The organism is Shewanella sp. cp20 (genome assembly GCF_000832025.1).
Taxonomy (GTDB): domain Bacteria; phylum Pseudomonadota; class Gammaproteobacteria; order Enterobacterales; family Shewanellaceae; genus Shewanella.
The window spans coordinates 142683-159690 of sequence record NZ_JPII01000026.1; the positions used below are offsets into that span (position 1 = coordinate 142683).

14 protein-coding genes are annotated in these 17008 nt (G+C 50.7%); 7 read left to right on the forward strand and 7 right to left on the reverse strand.

Going from position 1 to position 17008, the window contains the following annotated elements; translation table 11 throughout:
• Positions 1-66: 66 nt before the first annotated feature.
• The 3 genes from DB48_RS09440 (at position 67) to DB48_RS09450 (ending at position 4732) form a co-directional block, all read left to right on the forward strand.
• Positions 67-1266: an amino acid permease gene (locus DB48_RS09440; RefSeq protein WP_041510033.1), complete on the forward strand. Its 1200-nt coding sequence runs from the start codon at positions 67-69 to the stop codon at positions 1264-1266.
• A 219-nt stretch (positions 1267-1485) separates the two neighbouring features.
• Positions 1486-3642, forward strand: coding sequence for a S46 family peptidase (locus tag DB48_RS09445; RefSeq protein WP_041510034.1), 2157 nt, complete (start codon positions 1486-1488; stop codon positions 3640-3642).
• Positions 3643-4138: 496 nt separating this feature from the next.
• Entirely contained in the window at positions 4139-4732 is a 594-nt protein-coding gene (locus DB48_RS09450) for an outer membrane beta-barrel protein (RefSeq protein WP_052813733.1), read from the forward strand.
• A gap of 559 nt (positions 4733-5291) precedes the next feature.
• Here the strand turns inward: DB48_RS09450 and DB48_RS09455 are convergent.
• Positions 5292-5579 carry a hypothetical protein gene (locus DB48_RS09455; protein ID WP_052813734.1) on the reverse strand — a complete coding sequence of 96 codons (288 nt, stop codon included), beginning with the start codon at positions 5577-5579 and terminating at the stop codon, positions 5292-5294.
• A 262-nt stretch (positions 5580-5841) separates the two neighbouring features.
• On the opposite strand from DB48_RS09455, the gene DB48_RS09460 reads away from it, so the two are divergent.
• The gene (locus DB48_RS09460; RefSeq protein WP_041510036.1) at positions 5842-6231 is read left to right on the forward strand and encodes a hypothetical protein; all 390 of its coding nucleotides are present in this window, start codon (positions 5842-5844) and stop codon (positions 6229-6231) included.
• Between the two features lie 175 nt (positions 6232-6406).
• On the opposite strand, the gene DB48_RS09465 is transcribed toward DB48_RS09460, so the two are convergent.
• The 5 genes from DB48_RS09465 to DB48_RS09485 form a co-directional block, all read right to left on the reverse strand.
• Complete coding sequence (locus DB48_RS09465) at positions 6407-7261, reverse strand: toll/interleukin-1 receptor domain-containing protein (RefSeq protein WP_041510037.1); 855 nt, start codon at positions 7259-7261, stop codon at positions 6407-6409.
• 158 nt (positions 7262-7419) lie between these two features.
• Positions 7420-8151 carry a hypothetical protein gene (locus DB48_RS09470; protein ID WP_152619127.1) on the reverse strand — a complete coding sequence of 244 codons (732 nt, stop codon included), beginning with the start codon at positions 8149-8151 and terminating at the stop codon, positions 7420-7422.
• Positions 8152-8838: 687 nt separating this feature from the next.
• Positions 8839-9570, reverse strand: coding sequence for a pseudouridine synthase (locus DB48_RS09475; protein WP_041510039.1), 732 nt, complete (start codon positions 9568-9570; stop codon positions 8839-8841).
• A gap of 8 nt (positions 9571-9578) precedes the next feature.
• Entirely contained in the window at positions 9579-10280 is a 702-nt protein-coding gene (locus tag DB48_RS09480; RefSeq protein ID WP_041510040.1) for a DUF998 domain-containing protein, read from the reverse strand.
• A 232-nt stretch (positions 10281-10512) separates the two neighbouring features.
• Positions 10513-11844 carry a Na+/H+ antiporter NhaC family protein gene (locus DB48_RS09485; protein WP_041510041.1) on the reverse strand — a complete coding sequence of 444 codons (1332 nt, stop codon included), beginning with the start codon at positions 11842-11844 and terminating at the stop codon, positions 10513-10515.
• Positions 11845-12556: 712 nt separating this feature from the next.
• Here DB48_RS09485 and DB48_RS09490 point away from each other — a divergent pair.
• A complete protein-coding gene (locus tag DB48_RS09490; protein ID WP_041510042.1) occupies positions 12557-13081 on the forward strand; it encodes a DUF3087 domain-containing protein in 525 nt (174 codons plus the stop codon).
• Position 13082: 1 nt separating this feature from the next.
• Here the strand turns inward: DB48_RS09490 and DB48_RS09495 are convergent, their stop codons facing one another.
• The gene (locus tag DB48_RS09495; protein WP_041510043.1) at positions 13083-14012 is read right to left on the reverse strand and encodes a LysR family transcriptional regulator; all 930 of its coding nucleotides are present in this window, start codon (positions 14010-14012) and stop codon (positions 13083-13085) included.
• Between the two features lie 131 nt (positions 14013-14143).
• On the opposite strand from DB48_RS09495, the gene DB48_RS09500 reads away from it, so the two are divergent.
• Positions 14144-15601, forward strand: a complete 1458-nt coding sequence (locus tag DB48_RS09500; RefSeq protein ID WP_041510044.1) for an NAD-dependent succinate-semialdehyde dehydrogenase — start codon at positions 14144-14146, stop codon at positions 15599-15601.
• A 49-nt stretch (positions 15602-15650) separates the two neighbouring features.
• Positions 15651-16931, forward strand: coding sequence for a 4-aminobutyrate--2-oxoglutarate transaminase (gene gabT / locus DB48_RS09505; RefSeq protein WP_041510045.1), 1281 nt, complete (start codon positions 15651-15653; stop codon positions 16929-16931).
• Positions 16932-17008: the final 77 nt, after the last annotated feature.

Here is a 17008-nt window from a genome sequence, read left to right on the forward strand (position 1 = left end):
CGCCTTCGCAGTCGTTCTAAATCTGACCTTCCAAAAAGAGATAATAAATAAAGACAGGACTAATTTGTGAACTTAAAAATGCTTGGCTCTATTGCCATCGTTGCGGGTACCGCAATTGGGGGAGGCATGTTGGCCTTGCCTCTGGCAACGGCTTCTTTGGGGACGATTCCAGCCTTACTATTACTGGTAGCGATTTGGGCGGTGTCCATCTACACCTCGCTACTCATGCTAGAGATAAATTTACGTGCCGGGGTGGGGTTGAATGTTCACGCCATCACGGGCAAGACCCTAGGTAAAGTAGGACAGCTCATTCAAGGCGGCTCCTTCTTGAGCCTGTTATTCGCCCTGACCATGGTGTATCTGATGGGCGGCTCATCCCTGCTGAAATCCCGTTTCGAACCCTTAGGGATCGAGGTGAGTCATGAGGCGGCGGTATTACTCTTTACCTTTATCTTCGGTGGCTTCATCGCCATTGGCGTCTCCTGGATCGACAAGGTTTCTCGGGTGCTGTTTACCGCCATGGTGGCCCTGTTTGTCATCGTGGTGCTCTTCCTGCTACCCGAGGTGAGCCCGAACTATATTCTGCGGGAATCTGCCGCGCAGCTCGTGTCTAAGGGCGAGCTGGGTAATCTCTGGCTGGCGGCCATCCCTGTGGTGTTTACCTCTTTCGGTTTCCATGTCTGTATCGCGACCATAGTGCGCTACCTGGATGGTGATGCCATGTCGCTGCGCAAGGTACTCATGATCGGCTCTACCATCCCCTTGGTGTGCTACATCCTCTGGTTGATGGTGACCCTGGGCACAGTGGGCGGTGCGACCGTGCACGGCTTCGAGGGCTCTCTGCCTAAGTTGGTCGCCGCGCTGCAGGGGATTGCCCACTCGAGCATATTGCAGCAATGTATCGATCTGTTTGCCAACCTGGCGCTGATCACCTCCTTCCTCGGGGTCACCATGAGCCTGTTCGACTATATTGCCGAGCTGACCCGCGCCAGAGAAAACCTGTGGGGACGTGTTCAGACCTGGCTGGTGACCTTTGTGCCGCCGCTGCTGTGCGCGCTCTACTATCCCGATGGTTTCATTAAGGTGTTAGGCTTCGCGGCCCTGCCGCTGGTGGTGATGATCATCTTCCTGCCTATCGCCATGGCGCTGGGACAGCGTAAACAGAACCTGGGCGGTTACCAGGTGACAGGTGGTCAGTTTGCCCTGGGTGCGGCGGCGCTGGTGGGGCTGGTGATTATTGCCGCTCAGCTCTGGGTCGCACTGTAAAAAGCGCCTGACAATGCTCGCTAAAACGAAGGGGGAGGAGGCTGGAAATACCTGCTTACCTTTTCGCTGATTTGCTAAGCTGTTTGTTACTCAACAATTTATGATAAAGTCGGGCCATTGCCCGACTTTTTTGTAGGGATTTTAAGGCCCAGCAACTGAGGCTTTAACAACCCATTGGGTATTATAAAAATTTTTATAACGATAAAACGGACTTAGCAAATGAAAAAGTTACTCGTGTCAGTGGCGCTTGCCGCTGCCTTCGGCGTTCAAGCCGATGAAGGGATGTGGCAGCCCTATCAACTGCCTGCCATGGCTGATGAGCTGAAGGCCAAAGGGCTGGAAATCGACGCCAAATCTATCTCTAAACTCACCGAATTCCCCATGAACGCCGTGATCAGCCTAGGTGGCTGTACCGCGTCTTTCGTGTCGCCAAAGGGCCTGGTGGTGACTAACCATCACTGTGCCTATGGCTCGATTCAATACAACTCGACGCCTGAGAAGAATCTGCTAAAAGATGGCTTCCTGGCCAAGAACTATGGCGAAGAGCTGCCAGCCACCCCAGGCTCACGCATCTATGTCACCGAGGAAGTTACCAATGTGACCGACAAGGTGAAGCAGGGGCTGGAAAACAAGGTAGGTAACGATTTCTATCAGGGCATCGAAGCCAAAGAGAAGCAGTTGGTTGCTCAGTGTGAGGCCGATGACGGCTATCGCTGTCAGGTTTACAGCTTCCACGGCGGCCTTGAATATTACCTGGTGAAGCAGCTGGAGATCCGCGACGTACGTCTGGTATACAACCCGGCAGCCAGTGTAGGTAAGTATGGCGGCGACATCGATAACTGGATGTGGCCACGTCATACCGGCGACTTCTCTTTCTATCGCGGCTATGTCTCTAAAGACGGCAAGCCGGCCGATTTCAGCAAAGACAATGTGCCTTACGAGCCAAAGAGCTTCCTTAAGGTATCGGCCAAGGGCGTCAGCGATGGCGACTTCGTGATGGTTGCCGGTTATCCGGGGCGCACCAACCGTTATCGCACCGCCAACGAAGTGGAAAACCAGTTCGAGTGGGCATATCCAGAAGGCAAGATGCTGCGTGAACGCTTCATCGAGATCATCAAGGAAACTGCCCCAGAGGGTAGCGACGAGCGTATCAAGTACGAGAGCCTGATCGCCGGCCTGGCCAACTATGCCAAGAACTTCACTTCGATGATCGAGTTCTATGGCAAGTCGACCATGCTCGACGATCGTAAGGCGCGTGAGGCGGCACTCACTAGCTGGATCAACAAAGATAGCCAGCGTCAGGCTAAGTATGGCCAGACCATGGCCGAGTTGGACAAGCTGATCAAACAAAGCCAGGAGCATCAGGCCCGCGACATCATCTTGGGTTATATCGGTTACACCACCATGTTGCCGACTGCCCGTAAGCTCTACCGTCTGGCGAACGAGAAGCAACTGGACGACATGGCCCGCGAGCCAGGTTACCAAGAGCGCGACATGACTCGCTTCAAGTCTGGCCTCGAGCGTATCGACCGTCGTTATGCCCCAAGCGTCGACAAGGCCGTGGTGCTGGATCTGCTGACCCGTTATGCCCAGCTGCCGAGCGAAGAGCGCATCCCTGAGTTGGACAAGGCCTTTGGTATCGGCAAGAAGTTCGATGCGGCTAAACTCAGCAAGGTGCTAGACAAGATGTACGCCAAGACTGAGCTGGGCGACAAGGCGACCCGTCTTGCCTGGATGGATAAGTCGGTAGCCGACTTCAAGGCCTCTAAAGATCCTTTCATCAAGTTTGCAGTAGCCATGTATGACACAGATATGGCTCAGGAAAAGAAAGAGAAGGAGCTATACGGCAAGCTGATGAAGGTGCGTCCTCAGTATATGGATGCCATCATCGCCTACAACAAGGAGCTGGGTAAGCCGGTTTATGCCGATGCGAACTCTAGCCTACGTGTCACCGTGGGCCATGTTAAGGGCTACTCGCCACAAGATGGTCTGGTTGCCGTGCCATTCACTCGCCTTGAAGGCATAGTGGCTAAAGACACGGGTGAAGTGCCATTCGACGCACCTAAGAAGCAGCTTGAGCTGATCAAGCAGAAGCAATATGGCGATTACTATGTGAAGTCTATCGATTCAGTGCCGGTGAACTTCCTGTCGACCCTGGACACCACAGGTGGCAACTCAGGTTCGCCAACCCTCAACGGCCGCGCCGAGCTGGTCGGTCTGCTGTTTGACGGTGTATATGAGTCTATTATTGGCGACTGGGGTTACGATACCGAAACCAACCGCTCTATCCAGGTAGACAGCCGTTACATGCTATGGGTGATGAAGTATCTGGATCATGCCGATAACCTGTTGGCAGAAATGGAGATTGTTCATTAATCACTGCGATTAATGAAGGCGCAGGTTTGATGCTTATAGCATCGGATTAGCGCTGAGATTAAAAGGGCTTAGATGAGAATCTAAGCCCTTTTTTGCGTTAAGGGGGTAATTTTTTTGGTGTTTACTTCTTTGTGTTTAATTGAAATTCATTACCCTTGTTTTAGCGTTAACCGTTACTGTTATCAATTGCCTGCGGCAGGTGAAGTGCAGGAAGCACAAATGTCGTGATCACATGGATGTGAAGGAACGACCTCATGTGCAGATACGCTTGTGAGACGCCGATTCTTTATTTTATAGAGAGTCATCCTGTAGGCTCTGCCGAAACATCTGATGCGTACGGATTCAGGGATGTAGCGCTAACATAGATCTCTAAGCGCGGCCGCTATCGGCCGAGCCTGTAGCATAGGGCCGGCATCACAAAACTGTCATCTTGGTCTATATTTTCTAACGGTGGGATTGTCATGTCCCCTGTCATAGAACCAATTAAGGATGATGAATGATGAATAGATCATGGTTACTAGTGCCTGTCCTGGGCATACTTTATTTAAATGATGTCAGTGCAGGCGAGCTTTATCCTCATGACAACGTACAACATATGTACCTGGGGATCAGCGGAGCTTTCGTCGATGTGGATGTCGATTATGTGAATTTCGAAAGCATGGAGTCTGGTTCAGGGAGTATAGATAATACCTTGATGGGGGCTATTGTTGGCTACCAGCTGCACGAGAATTTTGCCTTCGAAGCCAGGGGGTATGGCAATGTTTCTGACGAAACTATTTATGGCGTTAGTTTTTCTGTAGACAGCCATTTCAGCGTACTGGTTAGAGGGATCTTGCCGTTAAACGAATATTTCAGGCCCTATGCCCTCTTGGGTTACGGCAAATCTAAGGCATCTGCCGCCGAGCTGTCGGAAGACGACAACGATATCATTTATGGTTTAGGTGTATCTATCAGCAATGGTAACCGGGTTCAACTGGAGCTGGAATGGATGCGGATCTACGATGAAAGCTTCAGTACCGGGAATGTTAATTACGGTTTGCAAGGCGACAGCTTCAACCTGAACCTTGTGTATCATTTTCCTAGCCCTTAAATTAACCCTAAAGTAATTTAGAGATAGGCTGGCACCCAGTAAGAATTAATGGGGTGCAGGTTAAATACTTTTAGTATCTAGTTAGCGCTAAGATTTAAAGGGCTTAGATGAGAATCTAAGCCCTTTTTGTTTTCTGGTGTTAATGGTTTCTGCGTGATGTATTGAAATGTGCCTATTGGCTTGACGTGATTTGAATTCAATTAGCCATGCTTTAGCGTTAACCGGTACTTTTTTGAATTGCCTGCGGCAGGTGAAGTGCAGGAGGCACAAATGTCGTGATCACATGGATGTGAAGGAACGACCTCATGTGCAAACATTCTTTTGGCACGCAGCAAGTCCATCCATGGATGCTCTGCGAAATCATCCCTGATTTCGAAGGCCAAAAGCATGTTTACACTGAGTTTCCCATCTCTTCGATTTAGCCGTGTTGGATCATCCGGTCAGTCAAAAACAAATCACTTTCGGACAGAAACGCGTTAGAGATTTTGATCAGTAACGTCTCAATAACCGGAGCTGCCTCGCTGCTTCCGGCGCAGAATGCGCGTAGTTGATTGATTTGCTAGGCGTAGCCATTATCTATTGCGTCTTTATGATCTAAAAGCAATTGAACAATACTTTTAACAGAACCTAAATCCGGCTCTAACCCCATAGCGTCAACCTGAATGTAACTTAGCATTGAGATTAAGGATTCTTTATCTTCTTCTTTTAGTTTCTCAAGGATAGGGGCAACGTAAGATCTATATTCAGCTCTAGCTGAAGGTGAATCATTTATTCCGATAGGATCCCACCTATAGAAAAGAACCTCGTCGACCCGCCTCTCAAGCTCGTCTATCGTAAATCTATCCAAAATTTATCCTTTACGCCTAACGCCGCGTTAAGTAGTGAGCAACGCAATACCAAAGTAGCCGCATACCACCTTAATCACTAAAATCAACGCATAGTGAAAATGCCACGCGTTGCGAATCCCTCTTGAACAGTTTGTTATGCGACTGTTCGCAAGGCTTTAATATTTCCAACATGAACCACACTAACCAACACAACAACTTGATTTTAAGACTTAATTTTATAACATGACGTTCCAGTGGAATGCCATATTAAGGAAACATTCGATGTTTAATGCGATAGGTAATAGATTATACACAGCTAAAGTCCAGGCTGATATTGGTGCTCAGTTTGACCAAGAGGTCGATGGTTTTCTAAATATATCAGTACGTAAACAAACTTTTATCAATACTGTTGTTGCCTCCGTCCCTGCTGAAAGTTTTGAAGTAGCAAAAAAACAAGAAGTAAAAATATTCTACAGTTCTTTAATCTCTTTAGCAGCTTATCTTGCCGAGGTAATGAAAGGGAACATAACCCCGAATAATGAAGTTGAGGCTGCGGTTTGCCTTTGCCTCATAAATAGAGTTGAACGAGTAAATTTAGAGCTCATTAGTGAACACGAACGTGCAATGGTTTATTCTGCCATGCACACCTTAGAAGCATTTCAAACAAAGTAAGCAAAATGAAGTCCGTTCAAATTGATTATATGAACGGGCTCGCAGACGCATAACGCCGCATTAAGGTGTGAGCAACGCTACCACGAAACTTAACCATACCACCATAAACACAAAGCCCAACGATGGCACCAACAATGCCAAGCGTTGGGAATCACTCTTAAATGCTTTGTTAGCTTTATGACTTAAGACTTTTGACTAACTTATCAATATCTTGCTTGTAATTTTCCGACTCAGGGTCAACATTAATAATTACCCTTGCTTTAATCTGATCAGCGATGTCGGTTCGTTCAGGGTTCCACTCGGTAAAGATGTAATCATCTAGAGTAACTGGAATAAGAATATCTGATCCCCCCTCTTTTGCTTCACGTTCAAGAACTCTTTCAATTTCATTCAGAACGCCATTTCTCGTTAGTGAGTCTTTAGAACAAACTAAGAGCACTTTATCGTGTTTATTTACACCATCATGCATCATTCTATGTAGTTTTTGTCCTGGAATGGAATCGTCTGGGAAAAACCACGTAGATACTCCTACGCTCTTCAGCGCTTTATTTAATGTACCTGCCGCCTCTTCATCTGGCCCGCCGTACGAAATAAAAATACTTTGATACATGCTACTTTCATCTACCACGTCTATTTGATGTCCCATATTTTGAAACTCGGAAATTAATGACTGTATCGGCACCTTTAAACCATTGGTATATAGTAAAATTTTAGGTGCATATGGCATTGTAACAGAATCTACAGAACTTCCTGTAGGGTTGAGGTTATTTCCCATACCAATATAAAGACCAGCGAACACATCGAATATAGCTTTCAAGTTTTGAGCTACGGATGCAACTTCGCCAAGGTTACCCAAGTCAGGAATAGCAAGTAACCTGTGTTTTACCCCTGTATCAGGGTCTATAGCAACATGTCCGTATATTACTTTTTCGGTAGCTTGAGTAAATTGATTTTTCAGCGGAAAGTCTTGTGATAAAACGACAGCTCTTGGGTACTTCTCTTGTAGGTATTTTGTTGTTCTCTCTTTCACGATTTTTCCTTTTATTGTTAATATTGAATGCTAAGTAAAGCTAACGCCGCATTAAGGTGTGAGCAACGTAACGCCGATACCTCTGCAAACCACCTTAATCACTTAACGCAACGCATACTAAAAATGCCACGCGTTGCGAATCACTCTTAAATGATTTGTTAAGCATTTTTTTTCCATATTTTCATTGCCATTTCTTCCACTACATCTTCATACGACCAATCTGCGGAAATAATTGGAATTCTTTTTATGAAGTTGACCCTTCGAGTAGAGAGCTGCTTTTCACATTTCCTAAGAAATTTCTCTGGATTTTCAGTCACGATGGCAACTACATCACTATATTTGAATTTAAAGTCACCACTATGTCGCCACTCACGCTCCCAAGAAAAATCATGCCTGCCACTCATAAGATTGACTAAAGAATAATAATGTACGATCTCTTTATAATTGTCTTCATATTGCTTTAGCTTCGACATAGAATTAACTCCTTCGAAGTGACGGTCAAACTCACTGAGTAAATACTCTCTTAACGAGGTTCCATCCGCATTAAGATATATCGCTGGGTTAGCGCCTGAATTAAGCATCTCATCGCGCCAAAAAACAAGACCATGTGGCTGAAGTTTAATTCTTCGAGGGAAATCTTCAGCTGCTAATTTATATATTTGATTCAATGGTGCTTCCGTGAGACATACCGTTTTAAATGCATTCCTTAACTTCTGAGTAAAACCCATTGCGTTAATCTTAGGGCTAAAAAGACAGTGATGGTTTCGTGCTTCTATTGTCTTTGATTGAAGCATATTAATAAGATTATCTTCCGCAGAGACATTTCTAGTATTCCTCGTTAAATGAACAAGAAACTTAGAGATATCACTTCTATATCTAGGATCAGACAACACAGTGCTCCTTTTAATCGATTAACTACATAAAATGCTTAACGCTTATTAGCGAGAATGCCGCCTATGTAAATCACTTTCTACTAATGCAAATCGCGGCAAACTTTTTTAAATATCTGAAATTTATATCAATAACAGCATTACATAACAAGGTGAAAGTGAGCTGCACCAAAACAAAGCGAGACTTCATTTAACGAGACCTCCACTACTCCCTATTAAATGGCTGATGCTTGGTTTTTTACTGGATTTAATCAATTGGTTATGAATTTTCAAAAAACAAAGCGAGAATTGCAAGATTACATAGTAGGAAGCGAAAGGGACGCTTTTTGCAAAATCCCATTATACCTGTATAGATACGCAGTCTAGCGAGTAGAGTTTGGCAATCCCCTGAACATTCACAAGGTTACCCTAAGCGTCATCAAAAGTGGCCAAATCGAAGAAACGTTAGATATCCAGTGTAAACACGTTTTTGGCTCTCGGCGGCATGGACGCCGCCGTGAAGCGTATAGGGATATATTCACAGCGTGCCAAAAACGTGTTTGCACATAAGCTCACCGCAGGTGATAGACAGCCATGAAGGTATAACTTTAAAATACCAATTAAACTTCAATATCGCCCGACGCTAAATAAAAAATCACACAATCCACAGCCTATTTGTATAGGCGACTCACAAATGCATTTGTGGGCTCAGGTAAGAGAGCCTGAGGATGATTGCCGCCGAAGCATGGCAATCTCCTGCTCGGTCAACTCCCTCATCTCCCCCTCGGGAAGCTCGCCCAGGGTCAGTGACTCGATGGCGACGCGCTTAAGGTCAATCACGTGATAACCGAGCGCCTGGCTCATGCGGCGGATCTGGCGGTTGAGTCCCTGGGTGAGGATGATTTCGAAGCTGTCTGGCCCCAGGCGTGTCACCCGGCTGGGCAGGGTGGTGACATCCTTGTAGCTGACGCCTGTCGCCATTTGGTCAATGAAGTGGTCATCGAAGGGGCTATCTAGCCTGACGTGGTAGCGCTTGTGGTGGGCGAAGCTTGGATGCATCAGCTTCTGGGCCAGTTCGCCGTCGTTGGTGAGTAGCAGCAGTCCCCTCGAGTCCTTATCCAGGCGACCCACGGGGTAGAGGCGTGGCTGCGCTGGCAGCAGGTGCAGCAGGCTGGTTGGATCTTGCGCCAGTAGGCGGCAGTCTGTGCCCACCACCTTGTTGAGTATCCAGTAGGCCTTGTCGGCAATGGGTGGTAGCGGTTGACTGTCTAGGCAGACGTTAAGCGATGCCTGCTTGCCCGCAGGAGTTTGGATAAGCTCGACCCTATCAGTGTGATTGGCCAATCGCTCGCCCAGGCTGACTCGTCCGTCGCGGATCAGTCTCGACGCGGCGCGCCGAGAGCAGAGGCCAGTTAAGGCGAGGTACTGGGCTAGGCGCATTGGTGCGCCTAGCCTTGGGCCGAGACTTGGCTGATCAGGTTATCCTGATAGCTGTGTTTGGCTAATTTCTTGATGGTGAGTGCCAGGGTGACGCACCAGATCATCACCAGATTGGTCTGGGCCCACATGGCCACGGCGACGCCGCAAATTGAGCCATCTTTGTGGCTGCAGGGGGCGAAGTCGAGGGTGCCCCAATCCACCATGAGGGCCAGGCTGCTGGCGGCTATCAGACCGAGGCCGCTGACGATAAACAGCGGCGTCGAGCAGAGGCCCTTATGATTAACCCTGGCCGAGAGGGTCAGGAAGTAGAGGACTATGGTGGCGATCAGGAAGATGGTGGAAAACAGCCTGTGCTCTTTGAGGTAGTTGATGGGGTAAATGCCGATGAGGATGATGGTTATTCCCACCACAAAACCCGCGAAGGCGATATAGTTGCCGAAGTGTCCCAGCTTGAGTTGTAGCAGGCCATACATGGCCAGCAGTATGCAGGAACCCGCCAGGATAAGTCCCATGTTGAAGATATAGGCCAGGGGGGAGTCGACATAGTTGCCCAGCAGATCGGGCCTATGGTTTAACGCCTCCAGTCCCATCACCTGAAATTTGGCGAACAGGGAGATAGAGATGCCCAGTGCAGAGATGAGCGCCCCGGCTTGAATGGTGAAGACCACCATGCGTTGCAGGTCATAGTTTATGGGTTGGTGTAGGGCCATAGCGATGCCATTTTTTGTTATTTTTTGAATATAAAAAAGGAGCCCATCTTGTGGTACTCCTTTCGTTTCGACGCCTGGTTTATTTCAGTAAATGCTTAACCTACTTCACTGCGTCGCAATTATATCCCTATGCTATTAGTTTAAGTGAAAACCCCCATATAGTGGAACTGCTATGGTGAGGAATGTCACAAATTGATCCGTGCACCCAGGGATAGGGCGCACGAATTTAAGTTTAGTGGCGCTTACGCAGTACCACGATGGCGATGGCCACGATGGCGAGAATCATACAGTACCAGGCGTGGGTAACCGCCTGTAGCGGGCTGATGCTGAAGGTGGAGGCGATAAGCAGTGCCTGAGCACCGTATGGGATAAGCCCCTGGATGATGCAGGAGAAGATATCCATGATACTGGCGGCGCGCTTAGGTGTGACTTCATGCTTCTCGGCCAGATCTTTGGCGATGTCGCCGGTCACTACGATAGAGACGGTATTGTTGGCCACACAGGTGTTGGTCAGGGCCACTATGCCCGCCATGCCCAGCTCGGAGGCGCGGGTCGAGGCCTCGCCCTTGGCGCTGGAGAAGCGAACGATAAGCTTCTCTATCTGCTTGCTAACAAATGCCAGTCCACCCTGTTGCTGCATCAGGGCCGCCAGGCCGCCTACCAGCATGGAGAGGATGAAGATCTCCTGCATGTTGCTAAAACCTGTGTAGATATCCTGACCAAACTGGATCAGGCCATAGTCGAGGGTGGCAAAGCCTGTGATGCCAGCCAGCAAGATCCCCACGGTCAGCACGACGAACACATTCAGCCCGGCGACCGCCAGCACTAAGATAGTGAGGTAGGGGATGACCTTGAGCAAATCGATCTGCTGAGGCGCCACCTCGGCCTGTCCCTGTCCTGCCAGGGTGAACACCACCAGAGTGATCAGCGAGGCGGGAATGGCGAAGATCAGGTTCTCTCTAAACTTGTCTTTCATCTCACAGCCCTGGGTGCGGGTCGCGGCTATGGTGGTGTCTGAGATGATCGACAGGTTGTCACCAAACAGGGCGCCGGATATCACCGCGCCGGCCATCAGCGCCAGCTCGATCTGCGCCTCTTCGGCAACGCCTAACGCTATCGGGGCTACCGCGGCTATGGTGCCCATAGAGGTGCCCATGGCGGTGGCGATAAAGGCGGCGATCACGAAGAAACCTGGGAGCAAGAGGTTAGAGGGCACTAACGACAGCCCTAGCGCCACAGTGGCATCCACACCGCCTGTCGCCTTGGCGACCGAGGCAAAGGCACCGGCCAGCAGGTAGATGAGACACATGGCGATGATGTTGGCATGGCCGATACCGCCGATGAAGGTCTCGATGCTTTGATTTAGCTTCTCTTTCGAGATCACTATCGCCAGTATGATGGCGGGTAAGATGGCGACCACACTGGGCAGTTGATAGAAGGCAAAGTCGACGCCCTGACTCTGAAAGTAGACGCCGGCGCCGATAAATAGGGCCAGAAACAGGAATAATGGCAGTAGGGCGATAAATGAAGCCTTGGGGGCCGTGGTTTGTGTTGGTGTTGTCAAAACGCTCTCTCTTCTCACTAAACATCTCTATGGAGACGTGTCATTAAAACTGGATGCTCTTCCCTTGCCCTCCTAGCTGGAACATCTCGCCTATGGCGAAATGGCACATCTCAATAGGTGAGAGGATATGAGATCGAAAGACGTCTGTCAATTTAGACGTCTAGATGTTTTTACTGCTAAATGTTTGGTTGCTGTTAAATCCTCTGACAGGCTTGTTAACATATTGAGGTAACAAGTTGTTAACTTGCCTAGCTTAGTGCCAGAGATCAAATTTTTTTATCCAGTTAAAACGGCTACTTAGATAGGGCCGGCGGACCTTTCCTGTTTGTTCTTGCTGCAGTTTGTAGGCCATGTATATCAGGGAAATCCAGAGCCCCGTCCTTTCTACAGACGCAGGTGATAACGCCTTAGAAGTGGCCTACAAGGGCTGCCCTAAGGGGGAATCTAAAGGCGCCTTGCTCTTTATGAAAGGCTCCCGCTTTCACCGCAGACGGTCAGCGAGGCTGTTAGAAATCCTTCCAGAGGATTTCTTTGTTCGCAATTTACATAGCTACTAAGCTTCCTTTGCTCACGCCTTGATTATTTGCTCACGCCTTGAGCAAAACGCTTTGAGATTGACCAAGAATTAAACCTCAAAGGTAAACAGGTCCTTGGCATCATGTTAGGCTTGCGCCTCATATGGCTTAGGTTAAAACGGATTGGAAATCTAAAAATGATGTTAGTCGAGGTGGACAAGGCGCGTTATCGCCAGCATTTGAATCGGGTGATCGCGGTATTTATCGCCTGCCTGGCCCTGTCATCCCTATTGTGTGGCCAGTTGTTGATTGCCTTCTTTGGCAATCAGGCGGTGAGTAGCGGCGAGTCGACCGGCAACCTGCACCTGAACTTTCTCGGCGTGCTGCTGGGGTTCGCCATCTGCGCCTGGGGGCTCTACCAGCAGAGGCACAGAGACTACTTTCGCGAGATCTATTATGTGTCTCGCCTCAAGGCGCTGCAAAACCGCATCTATCGCAAGCTAAAGAAGATCAGGCAGGCGGGGGAGCAAGGCGATATCGACGCCCTCACCATATTGGTGTTCTATTTCAGTAGCCAGAAGCTGGTCTATCTGCTGGATGACAATACCCTGACCCTGAGTCAGGTCGACAGGGAACTCGATGCCACCAAGGCGCGCATCGCTGCACTCGGACTCAATATTGGCCCCCAGGATTTTGACGCGTCGTTGCTGGAGAAGTTTTAGGCTAGATTTCACTGCCAAATACCTCATTGAAGGCCTGGGTGAGCAGCTCCACCTTGGCGCTCTCTCGCGCCGACTGCTTGACCACCATGGAGAGGTTGAACTGGTAGCAGGCCTCGTCGCCATGAATGATCTTGATCTGCTGCTGTTTCAGCTCTTCCTGTATGTAGCTCAGGGGCAGGTATCCTATGTAGCAACCCGATAGGATTAAGGTTTTACGAGTATCAAACTGATATGCCTTGGCCGACAGGTTGAGGCGTTTTAGCTGCTCTCGGCCCTCGGGATCGATATCGACACCAGGGTGGACAGAGGGGGTCTTGGCCAGCATCTCGGCGCTGATCTCCTCGTCGCTCAGGTTGAAGTAGGGATGTTTGGCGCTACAACACAGGTAGATGGGCTCGCTGAAGATGGTCTGATAGTTGAGTCCCTGGATCTGCTGATAACTGGGCAACAGGCCGACGTGGGCCTTGTCCTGTAGTAGTGACTTCTCTATCTGATGTAGCGCCTCGCCGTCTAGGATGAGGTGCAGCTGGGGCTGGCGTTGGTGTATGTAGGCGATCACCTGGGCCAGCTTCTGCTGCATGCCATGATCCAGCTGATCGGCACAGAGGATCACCAGCTCGCCGATCAGCTCCTCACCCAAGTTGTTCACAAACATCGAAAAATCATTGAGAGAATCGAACAATTCGATACAGGCGTGATACACGGCCTGACCCGCCTCGGTAAGCGCAAAGCCGCCTCGTCCCCGGCTGCAAAGCTTAAGCTTCATGCGGCTCTCCAGGTTAGACATATGCACGCTGATGGTGGAGCGGGTGACCCCAAGTTCATTCTCTGCGGCGGCGAAGCCTCCGTTCTCCACCACGGTGCGAAAGATGCGTAGCAAGCGCAGATCGTATTCGGTGATCGCCTTGGGGATGATGGACTGTTTGCTCATTAGTTTTATATGCTTCAAACTTTATGTTGAATATTTGGTATTTAACCTGAGTTGGTTTTGCTATTCAATAGAGAAATTAGCGCGCTTAGGCTTTCCCCTTCCGATTCAGACTATTCATACAGGAAATTGTTATGCAGGGAATTAGAGACACTCAGTTAATCAAACTTTCCTCTTATATAGATGGCAAATGGACGGCGGGCGATAACCGCTTCGACGTGGTCAATCCCGCCAGCCAAGAGGTGATCGCCCAGGTGGTCGACGCCAGTCTCGAGGATACTCAGGCGGCTATCCTGGCCGCCAAGCAGGCCCTGCCCGAATGGTCTAAGCGTTCGGCCAACGAGCGCGCCGCCTTGATGCGCAAGTGGTTCAATCTCATGATGAAGCATCAGGAAGATCTGGGTCGCTTGCTGACGCTTGAGCAGGGCAAACCACTGGCCGAGGCTAAGGGAGAGATCGCCTACGGCGCCGCCTTCATCGACTGGTTTGCCGAGGAGGGTAAGCGTGTCTATGGCGATACCATTCCGGCGCCGGCCAACGACAAGCGCATCTTAGTGATTAAACAGCCGGTGGGCGTGGTGGCCTCAATCACCCCCTGGAACTTTCCCAACGCCATGATCGCCCGTAAGGCGGCGGCTGCCCTAGCGGCCGGTTGTACCTTCGTGGCGCGCCCATCGCCATTAACGCCGCTGTCGGCCTTGGCGATGGCCGAGCTGGCCGAGCGTGCCGGTATCCCTGCCGGGGTGTTTAATATCGTCGTCGGCGAAGATGCCGTGGGCATGGGCAAGGTGCTGACCCAGCATCCGGATGTGGCCAAGTTTACCTTCACCGGCTCTACCGCCGTGGGCAAGATACTGCTGGCCCAGTGCGCTACCAGTGTGAAGAAGGTCTCCATGGAGCTGGGGGGCAACGCGCCCTTCATCGTGTTTGACGATGCCGACATCGATGCCGCGGTGCAAGGTGCGCTTATCTCAAAGTATCGCAATGCCGGGCAAACCTGTGTCTGCACCAACCGTATCTTCGTGCAGAAGGGGGTCGAGCAGGCCTTTACCGAGAAATTTACCGCCGCCGTGGCCAATCTCAAGGTGGGTGATGGCTTGGGCGATGGCGTTACCGTCGGCCCCATGATCTCTAAAGATGCGGTGCAAAACGTGCTCAAGCTGGTGGATGACACTCTGGCAAGCGGCGCAAGCCTGGTGACCGGCGGACAGCCGAGTGAGCTGGGTGAGAGCTTCCTGGCGCCGGTGATCGTCACCAATGTGACCAACGAGATGCCGCTGGCACGCAACGAGATCTTCGGCCCCGTAACGCCCATCATAGGCTTCGACAGCGAAGAGGAGGTGCTCGCCATGGCCAACGATACCGAGTATGGCCTGGCAGCCTACTTCTATGCCCGGGATATCGGCCGCATCTTCCGCATCGCCGAGGGGCTGGAGTATGGCATGGTCGGGGTCAACGAGGGGATCATCTCCAATGCCGCCGCGCCCTTTGGCGGGGTGAAGCAGTCGGGCAACGGCCGCGAAGGCTCTAAGTATGGCCTGGACGATTACCTGGAAATTAAATACCTGTGCCTCGGTGGCTTAGATAAATAGTGGCTTAGATAAATAGTGGCTTGGATAAGTAGACGTAAGGACTGAGAAGATGAATAACGCAGAATTACAGGCGCGTAAGGTACAGGCGATCGCCAGGGGGCAGGGCAACGCCTATCCCGTGTATGTGGAGCGGGCCGCTAACGCCGAGCTATGGGACGTCGAGGGCAAGCGCTATATCGACTTCGGTACAGGCATCGCCGTGTGTAACACGGGCCATAGTCACCCTAAGGTGGTGGCGGCAGTCAAGGCGCAGCTGGATAACTTCAGCCACACCTGTGTCATGGTTAATCCCTATGAGTCGGCGGTGGCACTGGCGGAAAAGCTTAATCAGATCGCCCCAGGTGACAGCGACAAGAAGACAATTTTTGTCACCACGGGCGCCGAGGCGGTGGAGAACTGCGTCAAAATCGCCAGGGCCCATACCGGCCGTCGCGGCGTCATCGCCTTCAACGGTGGCTTCCATGGCCGCACTAACCTGACCATGGCGCTGACGGGCAAGATCACCCCCTACAAGCATCAGTTTGGTCCCTTCGCCGGGGATATCTTCCACGCGCCTTATCCGGTGGCGCTGCACGGCGTGAGCGTTAAAGACTCCCTCAAGGCGATCGAGCACCTGTTTAAGGTGGATATCGCCCCCTGTGATGTGGCGGCCATCGTTGTCGAGCCTGTGCAGGGTGAGGGCGGATTCTACGCCGCGCCGCCAGAGTTTCTTCAGGCGCTGCGAACCCTATGTGACAAGCACGGCATAGTGCTGGTGATGGACGAGATCCAGACCGGCTTCGGTCGTACCGGCAAGATGTTCAGCTGCGAGCACGCGGGCGTCGAGCCGGATCTCATGACCATGGCCAAGGGGATCGCCGGTGGCTTCCCACTCGCTGCCGTGGTGGGTAAGAGTGAGATCATGGACGCGCCGCTGCCGGGTGGACTGGGCGGCACCTATGGTGGCTCGCCGGTGGGCTGCGTCGCGGCGCTGGCGGTGCTCGAGGTGATGCAAGAGGAGCAGCTGGTAGAACGTGCGGTGAAGATAGGCGAGACCTTCAATCAGGCGCTCTCGGCGCTCAAGGAGCAATATCCTCTGCACATAGCTGAGGTGCGCAATCAAGGTGCGATGATCGCCATGGAGCTGGTGATTGACGGCGATAGCGAGCAGCCCAATACGGCGCTGACCCAGGCGATTATCGCCAACGCCGCCGAACATGGTTTGGTGCTGCTGGCTTGCGGTTTCTATGGTAACGTGATCCGTTTCCTGCCGGCGCTGACCATCGGCGATGAGATCATGGCCGAGGGGCTTTCTAAGTTTAAGGCACTGTTTGAGAGCCTGGTGAACTAAGTCGCCCTTATTTTAAATAAATAGCCAAAGCCTGGGACCCTCTCCCGGGCTTTTTTGTATCTGTATGTTGAAAATCG